The organism is Mesorhizobium sp. BR1-1-3, assembly GCF_020165455.1.
GTDB classification, from domain to species: domain Bacteria; phylum Pseudomonadota; class Alphaproteobacteria; order Rhizobiales; family Rhizobiaceae; genus Mesorhizobium; species Mesorhizobium ciceri.
This window is the reverse complement of sequence record NZ_JAIUIC010000003.1, coordinates 153,303-167,967: the sequence shown is the minus strand read 5'-3', so window position 1 is coordinate 167,967 and position 14,665 is coordinate 153,303. Positions and strand designations below refer to the sequence as shown.

The 14,665-nt window shown below is 64.2% G+C and carries 13 protein-coding genes; 9 read left to right on the top strand and 4 right to left on the bottom strand.

Annotation, left to right across the window (positions count from 1 at the left end; genetic code table 11):
• Nucleotides 1-51 precede the first annotated feature (51 nt).
• The 6 genes from LB559_RS08005 to LB559_RS07980 all read left to right on the top strand — a co-directional run bounded on the left by LB559_RS08005 (nt 52) and on the right by LB559_RS07980 (nt 4,655).
• On the top strand, nt 52-522 hold the full coding sequence (locus LB559_RS08005) for an Lrp/AsnC family transcriptional regulator (RefSeq protein WP_013528044.1): 471 nt from the start codon (nt 52-54) through the stop codon (nt 520-522).
• Nucleotides 523-687: 165 nt separating this feature from the next.
• Complete coding sequence (gene dut, locus LB559_RS08000; RefSeq protein ID WP_013528045.1) at nt 688-1,173, top strand: dUTP diphosphatase; 486 nt, start codon at nt 688-690, stop codon at nt 1,171-1,173.
• A complete protein-coding gene (locus LB559_RS07995) occupies nt 1,173-1,835 on the top strand; it encodes an HAD family hydrolase (protein ID WP_013528046.1) in 663 nt (220 codons plus the stop codon). The genes dut and LB559_RS07995 overlap by 1 nt, the downstream gene beginning before the upstream one ends.
• 69 nt (nt 1,836-1,904) lie before the next feature.
• Nucleotides 1,905-2,759: a hypothetical protein gene (locus LB559_RS07990; protein WP_224673737.1), complete on the top strand. Its 855-nt coding sequence runs from the start codon at nt 1,905-1,907 to the stop codon at nt 2,757-2,759.
• An 80-nt stretch (nt 2,760-2,839) separates the two neighbouring features.
• Nucleotides 2,840-3,643: an oxaloacetate decarboxylase gene (locus LB559_RS07985; protein WP_224673735.1), complete on the top strand. Its 804-nt coding sequence runs from the start codon at nt 2,840-2,842 to the stop codon at nt 3,641-3,643.
• Between the two features lie 13 nt (nt 3,644-3,656).
• Entirely contained in the window at nt 3,657-4,655 is a 999-nt protein-coding gene (locus LB559_RS07980) for a proline racemase family protein (RefSeq protein ID WP_064995777.1), read from the top strand.
• A gap of 9 nt (nt 4,656-4,664) precedes the next feature.
• On the opposite strand, the gene LB559_RS07975 is transcribed toward LB559_RS07980, so the two are convergent.
• Nucleotides 4,665-5,375, bottom strand: coding sequence for a sulfate transporter family protein (locus tag LB559_RS07975; RefSeq protein WP_127367141.1), 711 nt, complete (start codon nt 5,373-5,375; stop codon nt 4,665-4,667).
• Nucleotides 5,376-5,465: 90 nt separating this feature from the next.
• Nucleotides 5,466-6,398: a DMT family transporter gene (locus tag LB559_RS07970; RefSeq protein WP_224673734.1), complete on the bottom strand. Its 933-nt coding sequence runs from the start codon at nt 6,396-6,398 to the stop codon at nt 5,466-5,468.
• 230 nt (nt 6,399-6,628) lie between these two features.
• Here LB559_RS07970 and LB559_RS07965 point away from each other — a divergent pair, with 230 nt between their 5' ends.
• Nucleotides 6,629-7,621 carry an adenosine kinase gene (locus LB559_RS07965; RefSeq protein ID WP_013528052.1) on the top strand — a complete coding sequence of 331 codons (993 nt, stop codon included), beginning with the start codon at nt 6,629-6,631 and terminating at the stop codon, nt 7,619-7,621.
• Between the two features lie 239 nt (nt 7,622-7,860).
• Complete coding sequence (locus tag LB559_RS07960; RefSeq protein WP_127370743.1) at nt 7,861-8,562, top strand: antitoxin Xre/MbcA/ParS toxin-binding domain-containing protein; 702 nt, start codon at nt 7,861-7,863, stop codon at nt 8,560-8,562.
• Nucleotides 8,563-8,595: 33 nt separating this feature from the next.
• Here LB559_RS07960 and LB559_RS07955 read toward each other — a convergent pair whose 3' ends face one another.
• The gene (locus LB559_RS07955; protein WP_224673732.1) at nt 8,596-10,875 is read right to left on the bottom strand and encodes an NADP-dependent malic enzyme; all 2,280 of its coding nucleotides are present in this window, start codon (nt 10,873-10,875) and stop codon (nt 8,596-8,598) included.
• 213 nt (nt 10,876-11,088) lie between these two features.
• On the opposite strand from LB559_RS07955, the gene mutS reads away from it, so the two are divergent.
• On the top strand, nt 11,089-13,818 hold the full coding sequence (gene mutS / locus LB559_RS07950) for a DNA mismatch repair protein MutS (RefSeq protein ID WP_224673730.1): 2,730 nt from the start codon (nt 11,089-11,091) through the stop codon (nt 13,816-13,818).
• Here the strand turns inward: mutS and LB559_RS07945 are convergent, their stop codons facing one another.
• Entirely contained in the window at nt 13,819-14,661 is an 843-nt protein-coding gene (locus LB559_RS07945; RefSeq protein WP_063171107.1) for an aldo/keto reductase, read from the bottom strand.
• Between the last annotated feature and the right edge of the window lie 4 nt (nt 14,662-14,665).

The window sequence follows — 14,665 nt, the reverse complement described above, 5'->3', positions numbered from 1 at the left end:
CGGTCTCAAAATGTCCTTGTATTTCGGTGATCCATGGGACAAATATCCCACATGGCGCTGGAAATTGACGAAATCGACCGGAAATTGCTCGCCGAGTTGCAACGCGACGGCACGCTGTCGGTCGACCAGTTGTCGGAACGGGTGGCGCTGTCGCGCAATGCCTGCTGGCGCCGGGTGAAGCGGCTGGAGGAGGCCGGTGTCATCACCGGCAGGGTGGCGCTGGTCGATGCCGAAAAGCTCGGGCTTGGCCTTTCCGTCTTCATCCTGATCCGCACGTCCAACCACGATCCGGAGTGGCTGCAGAGATTCCGGGCGGCGGTGACCGGCTTTCCCGAGATCATCGGCGTCTACCGCATGTCCGGCGACCTCGACTACGTTCTGCGCGCCCGCGTCGCCGACGTGAAGGCCTATGACCGGCTCTACCAGCGGCTGATCGCCAAGGTGGCGCTGTCTGATGTTTCCGCCTCTTTCGTGATGGAGGAGATCAAGGAGACGACGGTGGTTCCGATGGAAGTGCGCTAAGGTATGTCGTTATTCAGGTGATGCCGACCTGCAAACGACGGGTTTCGACTCGGCCTGACCTGAATCTCAACACACCTCAGGCCATACTGATGCCTGAAAGAAAGCCGTTGATAGGCTTGCGGGCGAGTTGACCGAATCGCCGTTCGCGCCGATAGGATCGATTTTATGCGCGCAGCCCTTCAAACTCCCTCCGTCATCGGTCCGACCGTCGGCTTCGTCAGGTTGCCGCATGCTGAAGGACTTCCCCTTCCTGCTTATGAAAGCACCGGTGCTGCCGGCATGGATCTGCGCGCCGCGGTGCCGGACGACCGGCCGCTGCTGATCCTGCCCGGAAAACGCGCTCTGGTGCCGACCGGGCTGATCCTGGAAATTCCCGAAGGCATGGAAGGCCAGGTGCGGCCGCGCTCAGGCCTTGCCTTCAAACATGGGCTGACCGTCCTCAACACGCCCGGCACCATCGACAGCGACTATCGCGGCGAGGTCAAGGTGCTGCTGATCAATCTCGGCGACGAGGACTTTGCCGTGACGCGCGGCATGCGCATCGCCCAGATCGTTTTTGCCGCGGTGACGCAAGCCGCCGTGGAAGAGCGCAACCTGGCCGGCGGCACGGCGCGCGGCGCGGGCGGGTTCGGATCGACCGGCACCGCCTGATGCCTGAACTGCCTAAACTTGTCATCTTCGACTGCGACGGGATCCTGGTCGATACGGAGAACCTGGCCAATCGGCGCCTTGCCGAATGGCTGACCGCTGCCGGCTATCCGACAAGCTTCGAATATTGCCGCAAGAATTTCTCCGGCCGCAGCATGGCGTCGGTGCAGAAAGAGATCGAAGAAGAGACCAGCGTCAGGCTTGGCGCCGATTTTGTCGATCGCTGGAACGCCGGCCTGCCAGACCTGTTCGCCCACGGCGTCGAAGCAATCCCTTATGTCCGCGAATTCGTCGAGGCCGTGCGGTCAGCCGGGATCGCCTACTGCGTCGCCACCTCGGCCCGGGTGTCGAAGATGCACATCACACTTGGCCAGACCGGGCTGTTGCCGCTGTTCGAACACGCGATGTTTTCCTCGACGATGGTCGCACGCGGCAAGCCGTTTCCGGACCTGTTCCTGCATGCTGCGAAAACCGTGGGCTTTGCACCTGCCGACTGCATCGTCATCGAGGACAGCGTCGCTGGCACGCAGGCCGGCATCGCGGCCGGCATGCGGGTGTTTTCCTATCACGCCGATCCCTATTCCGACCGCGACGGCCTTATCCAGGCCGGCGGCATCCTGTTCGACGACATGCGCGAACTGGCCGGGCTGGTGCCGATCCACTGAGCTGGCTGACGGACTGGACGGGTTGGGAGGCTGTGCTACGTTCCGCGCGCCCGACAGCCTGAGGCGACCATGCCGACGAACCTGCTTCGCTTCATCCTCGCCGTGATGCTGCTGCCATTGCTGTGGACCGCAGCCGGCGCGCAAGACGCCAGCCTTCCGGAGCTCGGCAGCCCACTGCCCGGCCAAAAAGACATCACCTATCTTGACCTCGCCAGGATGATCATTCCAGACCTCGCCGCCGACAAGAATGGCTTTTACAGGGGCGGGCTGCCGATCGCGATGCGCCATATCGAGGGACCCGACAGCGGCGGCTCGCCGCCCGAAACCTCAGGCTTTTCCAATGCCTCCGTGCTTGCCATCAAGGCGGGAGGCAAGGACCGCCTGACCATGCTGTTCGATCTCGGCGATTCCTCAGACAGCGCAGAAGGCTATGCGGTGCTAGCGCTCTACGACATTACGGGCAAACCAAGGCTGCTCGACGCCGCCAATGTCGCCCTCGACCGCAGCACCTATTTCCGCGAACCCGGCAAGCTCGGCATCGGCGCCAATGATGATATCCTCATGATCGAGAGTTCGCATTCCAATTCAAACCAGAACTATATGATCGTCCCGCTGATTATGGTCGCCAGGGACAAGTTGAAGCTGATCGACATCATCTATTTGTTCGACGAGCACGTGTGTGCCTATAGCCGGACGCAGGACGTTGCCTTTAAAGCCATCGCAGAGGGCCGACGCCATGCGGCGATCAAGGTAACGGTGACCGATGCCACCGTCGTGAACGACGAAAGCTGCGATGACCAGCCGCCCAAACCTGAATCTCACGACATCTCCGTCACCTATCATTGGGACAAGACAACGTCGCACTACGCCAAGGATTCCGACGCGCTGAACAAATTGGCAGGAGAGAACGCCAAACGCTTCTGAACCAACTGCATTCGTTTGCCCGGCCAAATAGGGCAAGATAAAATCCGCTTCGCCACACCGCATATGATGGGGGAACTACCATGGACAAGGGCAAGATCTTTCGCGACCTGCATGCCTCGACCTTCGTCGTGCCCAATCCCTGGGATATCGGCACGACCAAGCTGCTCGGCTCGTTCGGCTTCACGGCGCTGGCGACGACCAGCGCCGGCTTTGCCTTTTCGCGCGGTCTGCCGGACGGCGCGGTGACCTTCGACCAGATGATCCACCATTGCCGCGAAGTGACCGCGGCGACCAGCCTGCCGGTCTCGGCCGACCTCGAGAAAGGCAAGGGCGACAGCGCCGAGCAGGCCGCCGAAACCATCTTCGCGGCGGAAGCTGCCGGCCTTGCCGGCTGCTCGATCGAAGACCACACCGGCGATCCGGACAAGCCGATCTATGATTTTGCGCACGCCGTCGAACGCGTTGCGGCGGCCGTGGAAGCGGCGCGGGCCCTGAAACGCGATTTCGTCTTCACTGCGCGGGCCGAGAATTTCCTCTGGGGCAAGTCCGACCTCGACGACACGATCAAGCGGCTGCAGGCGTTCGAGAAGGCCGGCGCCGACGTGCTCTATGCGCCAGGCATCGGCAACGTCGAGATGATCCGCACGCTCTGCTCTGCCGTCAGCAAGCCGGTCAATGTCATGGCGGTACCGGGTTTTACCATCGCCGATCTCGCCATGGCCGGCGCCAAGCGTATCTCGCTCGGGCCGTGGCTGACCAATTTCGCCTACGGCATGCTGGAAACGGCGGCACGCGAAATCCAGCAAGACGGCACCTTCGGCTTCACCCGCGCCGCCATGCCGTTCAGCAAATTGCAGGCCCTCTTCGGCAAATCTTCGGATTAATGGGGCCCGTCGCATGACGCTGACCGTGATCGACATGCATACTGGCGGCGAGCCGCTGAGGATCGTCACCGGCGGCTATCCCGGTATCCCCAAGGGCACGATCCTGGAAAAGCGCGCCTATGTGCGCGACCATCTCGATCATCTCAGGAAAATCCTGATGTTCGAGCCACGCGGCCATTACGACATGTATGGCGCCTTGCTGGTCGAGCCGGACCTGCCCGGCGCCGACCTCGCCGTGCTGTTCATGCACAATGAGGGTTATTCGACGATGTGCGGCCACGCCATCGTCGCGCTCGGCCGCTACGCCATCGATGAAGGGCTGGTGGCGAAACAGGAACCAGTCACGACAGTCAATATCGAGGCGCCGTGCGGGCTGGTCGTCGCCTCGGTCGAGGTCAGGGACGGCAAGGCCGGTGCGGTTTCGTTCGAAAGCGTGCCGGCCTTCCTGTTCGCCGGTGGACAGGCGATCGAATTGGCGGGCCACGGCACGATTGGCTTCGACGTCGCCTATGGCGGCGCCTTCTACGCGCTGGCCGATTGTCACCAATTCGGGCTCGAATTCGGCAGAAGCCGGATGCGCGATTTCGTCGATGCGGCAACGGGGCTGACGGACAGGCTCAAGGCTGAATTTCCGCTGTCGCATCCCGACCACGGCGACCTAGCCTACCTATACGGCACCATCCTGACCGATGGCCGCGACACATTTTCCGGCGAGGTGACCAAAAACATCTGCGTCTTCGCCGAAGCCGAGGTCGACCGCTCGCCAACCGGTTCCGGCGTCACCGCAAGGCTGGCGGCCATGCATGCCAAGGGCGAGATCGCGATCGGACAGACGCGCACATTCGAGAGCATCGCAGGCTCGCGTTTTTCCGGAGCCGTGGCGCGGACGGCGAAGGCTGGACGGCATGAGGCGATCATCGCCCGCGTCGGCGGCCGCGCCTATTATTCCGGGCGGGCCGAATTCATCGTCGAGGCCGATGACGAGCTCGGACGCGGATTTCTGTTGCGCTGAAGAAAATGCCTAGCCGCGTGAGGGGCGAGCCACTTCCCGCACCGAGATCGCCTTGTGCAGATGCACCATCATGGCGGCGGCGAACAGCGGCGTCAGCAGGTTAAGCAACGGCACGGCGAGGAAAGCCGCGATGAGCAGCCCGGCGAGAAACACTGTGCCGGCATAGTGCCTGCGCAAGGCCCTGGCCTCGTCTTCGCCGCGAAAGCGCATGGCGGCGAATTCGAAGAACTCGCGCCCGAGCAGATAGCCGTTGACGATGAAGAAGGCGGCTATGTTGACGCCCGGCACCAAGAGAAGCAGCAGGGCGACGATGTTGCCGAGAATGACGACACCGAGGAATCGCGCCGACAGCACCAGCGAGCGCAGCGCCGGCATGGCGCGGCCGGTCGGATCGCGGGGATAGTCGGTGCGCTCGACCACTTCGGCGATATCGTCGAGGAACAGGCCAGCGACAACAGCCGTCACCGGCGCGATGAGCAACGCCATGCCGAAGGCAAGCGCTATTGCCGCGATGATGCCGCCGAGCCACCCGGCCCAGGACGGCATGCCGGGCAACAGCGTCTGCAGCCACGGCAGCGCCAGCCACTCGACGAGGCTGGTCAGGCCGAACCACAGAGCCACCAGTGCCAGCACGGTCAAGCCCAGCGTCTTGACGAACACGGCCCGAAAGGGAGGCGAAATCAGCTCGAGGGCCGCAGCGCGGGCAGCGTCGAAAATCACCTTGTCACACCCCCGGTTAGCGGACGCCGCCTAAAAGGCGGATGCTTCCGAGATAGGCAGCGCAGGCCATGAGCACAAGCGGGCTGGCGTTTACCGCGCAAACGCCGGCTTTCGAACCGGGATGGTCATGGCAGCGACCCCGGCCACGACAAAACCCATGCCCAGCCATGCCGTCGAACCAAGACTTTCGCCGAGGAAGAGAGCGCCGATGCCGACGCCGATCGGCACGCGCAGATAGGCCTGCGAGGTGGTGCCGACCGAACCCAGCGTGTGGATGAGGCGGAAATAGATGACGAAGGCCAGCGCGGTGGAAAAGACCGACAGGCCGAGCAGGGCCAGGATCGACGCGGTCGATGGCGCCAGCGTCCGCGGCTGGTCGAACACCAGACTGAGCGGCACGAGGATGACGGCGCCGCACAGCATGGAACCGGCGGCCGGTAGCATTGGGTCGAGGCCCTTGAAACCGCGGCCGAAAATGGCGGCCCCGGCATAGCAGACCGTCGCGGCGACGATTGCCAATTGCGCCCACAATTCATGACCGAGGCCACTCAGCGCCTGCGTGCCGATAATGAGGCAGATGCCGGCAATGCCGGCGCCCACACCGATCAGTTTGCGCAAGGTGACCGGCTCGTGGCGGGTGATGAGCGCGGTCAAGAGGAAGGTGAAGATCGGCGAGGTCGCGTTGAGGATGGTGGCGAGGCCGGCATCGACCGAGCGTTCGGCCGCGGCGATCAGGGTGAACGGAATAACGCTGTTGAGGCAGGCCTGGAAGGCGAAGCGGCGCCAGCTTGCAGCGTCGCCCGGCAAGGCGAGCCCGCGCCAGCGGATGATGGCCAACAGGATGCCGCCAGCGATCAGGGTGCGGGCGGCAATGAAGGTGACCGGCGGGATGGTTTCGACGCCGATCTTGATGAAGGTGTAGGAGGCACCCCAGAGCACTGCCAGCACGACGAGCAGTACCAGGTCGGTGGTCAGATCGCTTTTTGCAGGTTCGTTTTTCGTCGACATGCTTTTTGTAGACATTGGGGGCTGGCTCGCCTTCGAAGCGGGATCGTCTGATCCAGGCTTATAGGCGGTGCGGCGATGAAATGCTTCGGCCACGGTCGAATTGTCATAGCGCCTCGCGGCTGATGCGCCTTTGCCTGTTCCGCCAAAGTTGCGTGTCACGCCCTAGGCAAACCGGTTTCAAATCGCTAGACCCGCGCCGGGCCGGCGTGGCAAGAAGCCGGCTCGGGTTTTTGGCGGAGATTTTGATGCCGGATTATGACGTGCTTTGCATCGGCAATGCCATTGTCGACATCATCGCCCAGTGCGACGAGGAATTCCTCGAGACTAACGGCATCATCAAGGGCGCGATGAACCTCATCGACACACAACGCGCCGAACTGCTCTACAGCCGCATGGGCCCGGCGATCGAGGCGTCCGGCGGCAGCGCCGGCAACACGGCGGCCGGCGTCGCCAGCTTCGGCGGCCGCGCCGCCTTCTTCGGCAAGGTCTCCAACGATGCGCTGGGCGAAATCTACGCGCACGACATCCATGCGCAGGGCGTCGCCTTCGACACCACGCCGCTCAAGGGAGAGCCGCCGACGGCGCGCTCGATGATCTTCGTCACGCCCGACGGCGAGCGCTCGATGAACACCTATCTCGGCGCCTGCGTCGAGCTTGGGCCGGAGGATGTCGAGGCCGACAAGGCGTCTGGCGCCAAGGTCACCTATTTCGAAGGCTATCTGTGGGACCCGCCGCGCGCCAAGGAAGCGATCCGCCAGACGGCGAAGCTGGCGCACGCAGCAGGCCGCGAAGTGTCGATGACGCTGTCGGATTCGTTCTGCGTCGACCGCTACCGCGACGAATTCCTCGAGCTGATGCGTTCGGGCACGGTCGACATCGTCTTTGCCAACAGCCACGAGATCAAATCGCTCTACCAGACATCCTCGTTCGACGAGGCGCTGGCGCAGATCCGCAAGGATTGCCGGATCGCCGCCGTGACCCGCTCGGAAAAAGGCTCCGTGATCGTGCGCGGCGACGAGACGGTGGTGATCAAGGCGACCGCCATCAAGGAACTGGTCGACACGACGGGCGCCGGCGATCTCTATGCCGCCGGCTTCCTGCATGGCTACACGCAAGGCCGCGACCTGCAAACCTGCGGCGACCTTGGCTCACTGGCGGCCGGATTGGTGATCCAGCAGATCGGCCCCAGGCCCCGGCAGAATCTGCGCCGCGAGGCTGAGCAGGCGGGATTGCTTTAACAACCGTCAAGCTGCCGCCCCTCACCGTCGCGCAGTTGTCATACATCGCACCTACACGCAATCTGGGCGTCCCGCGACTGACATTTCGGTGCGCCCTCAGTCAGTTGGGGTGTCAAGAAATGCTGGACAGCATGCTGTCGGGCGGCAGGATTCGTTGCCGCCGCGATTTCCGTTTTCCGCACTAGAAGTTCAACAATCGGCCGCAGCTGAGGGGGAGCGCGCGGCCAGAAGACAGATGCATGAACAGATTTCAAATCCAGGGCCTCAAGCAGGACGACTTCGCGGAGATGGTCGCGGAAGACGTCGAACGTGCACTTGCCCACTATGACGAGGCCATCAACAAGCCCACCATGGTCTCGGTCGGCAAGATCGCCGGCAGCATAGCGTCCGCCGTCACCTTGCTGTCACCGAAGCACCGGCGCGCCATCGACGCCATCCATGCCGACCTGCCCGGCCTGGCGTCGAAATTCGTGCGCGCGCTGGCGGCGGAAGCCGCGCGCCGCAGCGAAGCCGGTATTGCCGGCGTGACAAATCCGCCGACGACCCCGTTGGCCGATGTCGAGCCTCCTTCGCTGCCAAAGTCCGACGATCTCGAATCGATGCTGATCGAGGACTGGGCCGGCCGCGTCGCCGGTTCGACCTATCTGGAAGAGCATCTGCGCATCGCCCGCTCGACCCTGCACCGCTGGCAGCGGCGGGGTGAGGTCATCGCCTTGCGCAAGGGCGGCCGCAAACATGTCTTCCCGCTGGCGCAGTTCGTCGACGGCCGGCCGGTTGCAGGCATTCGCGACGTGCTATCCCTGATCACTAATCCGAGGCTCGCATGGCTGTGGCTGACGCGGCCCTCGGCGCAGCTCGACGGCCGTATTCCGATCGACCTGCTGCGGAAGGATCAGGTGGACGAGGTCGTCGAGGCCGCGCGCATATTCGCGCCGGGCTGAACGCCTCGCGGACTCACCGCTGAGGCCAGCCCCTCAAGTCCCCGCCGTGTACGCCGCGATCGCCGCCATGTTGACGATGTCGCTATCCTTGGCGTTCAGCGACACGATCTGAACCGGCTTGTTCAGTCCCACCAGCAGCGGGCCGATCACCGTCGAGCCGCCGAGTTCCTGCAGCATCTTGGTCGAGATCGAAGCGGAGTGGAACGCCGGCATGATCAGCACATTGGCCGGGCCGGTCAGCCTTATGAACGGATATTGCGCCATGGCCCGCGCGTTGAGCGCCACGTCGGCGGCCATTTCGCCGTCATATTCGAAATCGACGCGGCGCTTGTCGAGGGTGCGCACCGCTTCCTGGACGCGTTCGGAGCGCTCGCCCTGTGGATGGCCGAAGGTGGAATAGGCGAGCATGGCGAGCCTCGGCTCATAACCCATGCGGCGGGCAAAGCCCGCGGCCTCCTCGGCGATGTCGGCGATCTGCTCGGCATTCGGCATATCGTGCACGGCGGTGTCGGCGACCAGCACGGTCTTGCCTCGCGCCAGCACGATCGAGACGCCGATGACGCGGTGGCCGGGCTTGGCGTCGATGACGCGGCGGATGTCGTCGAGCGCGGTCGAATAGTTGCGGGTGACGCCGGTGACGATGCCGTCGGCGTCACCCAGCGCCACCATGCAGGCGGCAAAGTGGTTGCGATCGTTGTTGATCAGCCGCTGGCAGTCGCGAAACAGGAAGCCTTTGCGCTGCATGCGCTCGTAGAGGTAGTCGGTGTAGATGCCGTTGCGGCGCGACAGCCTTGCATTGATGATCTCGATACCTTGCTTGTTGAGATCGATGCCGGCGTGCTTGGCGTTTTCCTTGATGACGTCGTCGCGGCCGAGCAGGATGGCGGTGCCGAGCTTCTGGTTCACATAGGAGACGGCGGCGCGCATGACCTGTTCCTCCTCGCCCTCGGCGAAGACGATGCGCTTGGGCTGGCGGCGCACGCGGTCGTAGATGCGCTGCAGGGTCGAAGCGATCGGGTCGCGGCGGGCCGACAGCTCCTGCGCGTAACGGTCGAGGTCAAGGATCGGCTTGCGGGCGACGCCTGAATCCATCGCCGCCTTGGCGACCGCAATCGGAATGGCCGAGATCAGGCGCGGGTCGAACGGCACCGGGATGATGTAGTTGGGGCCGAATTTCGGTCGATTGCCCTGATAGGCGGCGGCGACGTCGTCGGGCACGTCCTGGCGCGCCAGGGCCGCCAGCGCCTGGGCGGCGGCGATCTTCATGTCGTCATTGATGGTGGTTGCCCTGACATCCAGCGCGCCGCGGAAGATATAGGGGAAGCCGAGCACGTTGTTGACCTGATTGGGATAATCGGAACGCCCTGTGGCCATGATGGCGTCTGTGCGGATTTCGGCGACCTCCTCCGGCGTGATTTCCGGATCGGGATTGGCCATGGCGAAGATGATCGGGTTCTTGGCCATCGACTGCACCATGGCGGTGGTCAGCGCGCCCTTGGCGGAGAGGCCGAGGAAGACGTCGGCGCCGTCGAGCGCCTCGGCGAGGCTGCGCGCCTCGGTCTTCACCGCATGCGCCGACTTCCACTGGTTCATGCCTTCGGTGCGGCCCTGGAAAACCACGCCCTTGGTGTCGCACAGGATGATGTTTTCCGGCGAAAAGCCCATCGCCTTCATCAGCTCGATGCAGGCGATGCCGGCGGCGCCGGCGCCGTTGCAGACCATTTTCGTGGTCTTCATGTCACGGCCGGTGATCTCCAGCGCGTTGATCAGGCCGGCGGCGGAGATGATCGCGGTGCCGTGCTGGTCGTCATGGAAGACCGGGATGTCCATCAATTCGCGCAGCCGCTGCTCGATGATGAAGCATTCCGGCGCCTTGATGTCCTCGAGATTGATGCCGCCGAAGGAAGGCCCGAGGAAACGCACGCAGTTGATGAACTCGTCGGCGTCCTCGGTGTCGACCTCGAGGTCGATGGAATCGACATCGGCGAAGCGCTTGAACAGCACCGCCTTGCCCTCCATCACCGGCTTGGAGGCGAGAGCACCGAGATTGCCGAGACCGAGAATGGCGGTGCCGTTGGAGATGACGGCGACCATATTGCCGCGCGTCGTGTAGTCGAAGGCGCGCGAGGGGTCTTCGGCGATGGCCAGAACCGGAACCGCGACACCAGGCGAATAGGCGAGGCTGAGGTCGCGCTGCGTTGCCATGGGCTTGGTGGCGACGACCTCCAGCTTGCCCGGCCGACCCATGGCGTGGAATTCGAGCGCTTCCTGCGCGCTGACGGACGGACCGCTGTTCTCGGTTTTCCTGGCCATGATGTTCTTGATTTCCTCACCGGTGCAGCACCTCGTTGAAGCGGGTGCTTTGTGTCGGACCGAATTAAGACCACGCGCCGCCGCGTGTAAACCGCCAGCGTGCGGAATCGCGGTTGGTACGCGCGATTGCGGGCATCCTGCCGTCCCGGTCGTCCCCTGTTTTTCGAAGCCCCGGCATTAAACCGCGCGATCACATCTGCTAGCGTGCGGCGCATGAACATGCACAGCCCGAACGAGCCAGACGCCCCCGAGGCGATGACGCCGGTGCCGACCGCCCACGCCGGCGCCACGCCGATGATCGAGCAATTCATCGAGATCAAGGCGGCAAACCCGGATTCGCTGCTGTTCTACCGCATGGGCGATTTCTACGAGCTGTTCTTCGACGATGCCGAGAAGGCGAGCCGGGCGCTGGGCATCGTCTTGACCAAGCGCGGCAAGTATCAAGGGCTCGACATTCCGATGTGCGGCGTGCCGGTGCATGCTGCTGACGACTATCTGCAGAAGCTGATCGGCCAGGGTTTCCGCGTTGCCGTCTGCGAACAGATCGAGGATCCGGCCGAGGCGAAGAAACGCGGCGGCAAATCGGTGGTGCGCCGCGATGTGGTGCGGCTGGTGACACCAGGCACCATCACCGAGGACAAATTGCTGGCGCCGTCGGAATCGAGCTTCCTGATGGCGCTGGGGCGGGTGAAAGGCGGAGCGGACCACTCCTTTGCGCTGGCCTGGATCGACATCTCGACCGGCGCCTTCCGGGTCACCGACACCACCGCCGACCGGCTTTTGGCTGACATCTTCCGTGTTGATCCGCGTGAGTTGATCGTTGCCGAGCCAGTGTTCCACGATCCGGAGCTGAAGCCGGTGTTCGACGTGCTCGGCCGCGTCGCCAGCCCGCAACCACCGTCACTGTTCGATTCGGCGTCGGCGACAGGGCGCATCGCCCGCTTCTTCGATGTGGCGACGCCGGACAGTTTTGGCGCCTTTTCGCGCGCCGAACTATCGGCGATCTCGGGCGCCATTGCCTATGTCGAGAAGACGCAGAAAGCGGAGCGCCCGCCGCTGTCGCGGCCCGAACGCGAGGAGCAGGGTTCGACCCTGTTCATCGATCCGGCGACACGCGGCAATCTGGAACTGCTGCGCACGCTGTCGGGCAGCCGCGAAGGCTCGCTGTTCAAGGCGATCGACCACACGGTGACCGGCGGCGGCGCAAGGCTGCTCGCCGACCGGCTGATGGCGCCGCTGACCGACCCGGCGGCGATCGGCGCCAGGCTGGACTCAGTGTCGTTCTTCCGTTCCGAAACGCGACTTTGCCAGGCGGTGCGGTCGAGCCTGAAGAGCGTTGCCGACATGCCCCGCGCGCTGTCCAGGCTGGCGCTCAACCGGGGTGGGCCGCGCGACCTTGGCGCGCTGCGCGCCGGCTTCGAGGCGGCAGGCGCGATCGCCGAAATCTTTGCCGCCACCGCCCTGCCCCCGGAACTTGCGGCGGCATTGGCCGCCATCCATGCACTGCCCCAAGCGCTTTCGCAGCATCTGATGCAGGCACTTGGCGACGAACTGCCGCTGCTCAAGCGCGACGGCGGCTTCGTTCGTGGCGGCTACCATGCCGATCTCGACGAGATGCGGGCGCTGCGCGACGAATCGCGAAAGGTGATCGCCGGGCTGGAACGCTCGCTGATCGACGAGACCGGCATCCGCTCGCTGAAAATCCGGCACAACAATGTGCTTGGCTATTATATCGAGGTGACCGCCAACCATCATGCGGTGATGACCGGCAGCGATGGCGCCAAGGCGCGCTTCATCCACCGCCAGACCATGGCCAACGCCATGCGCTTTACCACGACCGAGCTTGCCGAGCTCGAGACCAAGATCGCCAACGCCGCCGACCGGGCGCTCAACATCGAACTGGCCGCCTTCGAGGCGCTGACGACGGAAGCGGTCGGCGAAGCGGAGAAGATCCGTGCCGGCGCCGATGCGCTGGCCGTGCTCGATGTCTCCGCGGCGATCGCGCTTCTGTCGGAAAGCGAAGCCTGGTGCCGGCCGGTGGTGGATTCGAGCCTTGCCTTCGAGATTACGGGCGGGCGGCATCCGGTGGTCGAACAGGCCTTGCGCCGCTCCGGCGAAGGCCCGTTCGTCGCCAATGATTGCGACCTGTCGCCGGAGGGAGCTGCCCGGAACGGCGCGATCTGGCTTTTGACCGGCCCGAACATGGGCGGTAAATCGACATTCCTGCGGCAAAACGCGCTGATCGCCATCCTGGCCCAGACCGGCTCGTTCGTGCCGGCGACATCGGCCCATATCGGCGTCGTCGACCGGCTGTTCTCGCGTGTCGGCGCCTCGGACGATCTGGCGCGCGGCCGCTCGACCTTCATGGTCGAGATGGTCGAGACGGCAGCGATCCTCAACCAGGCCGGCGAGCGCGCACTGGTGATCCTCGACGAGATCGGCCGCGGCACCGCCACTTTCGATGGCCTGTCGATCGCCTGGGCGGCGGTCGAATATCTACATGAGAAGAACCGCTGCCGGGCAATCTTCGCCACCCATTTCCACGAAATGACCTCGCTGGCCGGCAAGCTGGCGCGGCTCCACAATGTCACCATGCGGGTCAAGGAATGGGAAAACGACGTCGTCTTCCTGCACGAGGTCGGCAAGGGTGCCGCCGACCGCTCCTACGGCGTGCAGGTGGCGCGGCTGGCCGGCCTGCCGGAAGCGGTGGTCGACCGGGCCAAGGAAGTGCTGCACCAACTGGAAGAGGGCGAAGTTTCGGGCAAGACCAGCCGGCTGGTCGACGATCTTCCATTGTTTTCGGTGGCGGTGAAGCGAGAAGCGCCGAAGCCGATCAAGAGCGACGCGCTGGGCGCGGCACTTGGCGACATCAACCCGGACGAAATGACGCCACGCGAGGCGCTGGAAGCGCTCTACCGGCTGAAGGGGTTGGCGGGGACGTAGTCAGATCATCTCCAACCCGCGCTTGCGCGCTGGTGGCGGGAAAGCGCGGTCGAGATCGGCGATGTCCTGCGGCGCAAGCTTGATGTCGAGCGCAGCGACATTCTGGCGGACGTGCTCCTCGCTGCTGGCCTTCGGGATGGCGATGACGCCCTCCTGATGCATCACCCAGGCCAGGGCGATTTGCGCTGGGGTCGCATTGTGGCGCCCGGCAATGGCTTCGAGCCTGGCATTGCGCGCCAACGCACCCTGCTCGACCGGAGAATAGGCCATCAAGGGGATGCCGCGCTGCCGGCTCCAGGGCGCCAGATCGAATTCGAGGCCACGCCGGACCAAATTGTAGAGCACCTGGTTGGTCTGGACATTGCCGCCATCGGGCAGGCCGATCAGCTCTTCCATCTCGTCGGTGTCGAAATTGCTGACGCCCCAGTGGCGGATCTTGCCGGCCTTTTTCAGGGCCTCGAAGGCCGCGACGGTTTCCGTCAATGGCACGCTGCCGGGCCAATGCAAGAGATAGAGATCGATGCGGTCGGTGCGCAGGCGTTTCAGGCTGTTTTCGCAGGCGCGCTGCACGCCCGCGCGCGAGGCGTTCGACGGTAGCACTTTCGAGACCAGGAAGGTCTCGTCGCGGCGCCCGGCAATGGCTTCGGCCACCACCTCCTCGGCACCGCCGCTGGCATACATTTCGGCGGTGTCGATCAACGTGATGCCGAGGTCGAGGCCGAGCTTGAGGGCATTGACCTCATCGGCGCGGCGACGGGAATCTTCGCCCATCTTCCATGTGCCCTGGCCAAGCACCTGAACGGCTTCGCCGGAGGACAGTTTGGTGGTTCTGATGGTCGGCATGGCG

Coding starts and splice junctions, on each gene's coding strand:
- LB559_RS08005 (WP_013528044.1), top strand. CDS start 52: ATGGCGCTGGAAATTGACGAAATCGACCGGAAATTGCTCGCCGAGTTG.
- dut (WP_013528045.1), top strand. CDS start 688: ATGCGCGCAGCCCTTCAAACTCCCTCCGTCATCGGTCCGACCGTCGGC.
- LB559_RS07995 (WP_013528046.1), top strand. CDS start 1,173: ATGCCTGAACTGCCTAAACTTGTCATCTTCGACTGCGACGGGATCCTG.
- LB559_RS07990 (WP_224673737.1), top strand. CDS start 1,905: ATGCCGACGAACCTGCTTCGCTTCATCCTCGCCGTGATGCTGCTGCCA.
- LB559_RS07985 (WP_224673735.1), top strand. CDS start 2,840: ATGGACAAGGGCAAGATCTTTCGCGACCTGCATGCCTCGACCTTCGTC.
- LB559_RS07980 (WP_064995777.1), top strand. CDS start 3,657: ATGACGCTGACCGTGATCGACATGCATACTGGCGGCGAGCCGCTGAGG.
- LB559_RS07970 (WP_224673734.1), bottom strand. CDS start 6,398: ATGTCTACAAAAAGCATGTCGACGAAAAACGAACCTGCAAAAAGCGAT.
- LB559_RS07965 (WP_013528052.1), top strand. CDS start 6,629: ATGCCGGATTATGACGTGCTTTGCATCGGCAATGCCATTGTCGACATC.
- LB559_RS07960 (WP_127370743.1), top strand. CDS start 7,861: ATGAACAGATTTCAAATCCAGGGCCTCAAGCAGGACGACTTCGCGGAG.
- LB559_RS07955 (WP_224673732.1), bottom strand. CDS start 10,875: ATGGCCAGGAAAACCGAGAACAGCGGTCCGTCCGTCAGCGCGCAGGAA.
- mutS (WP_224673730.1), top strand. CDS start 11,089: ATGAACATGCACAGCCCGAACGAGCCAGACGCCCCCGAGGCGATGACG.
- LB559_RS07945 (WP_063171107.1), bottom strand. CDS start 14,661: ATGCCGACCATCAGAACCACCAAACTGTCCTCCGGCGAAGCCGTTCAG.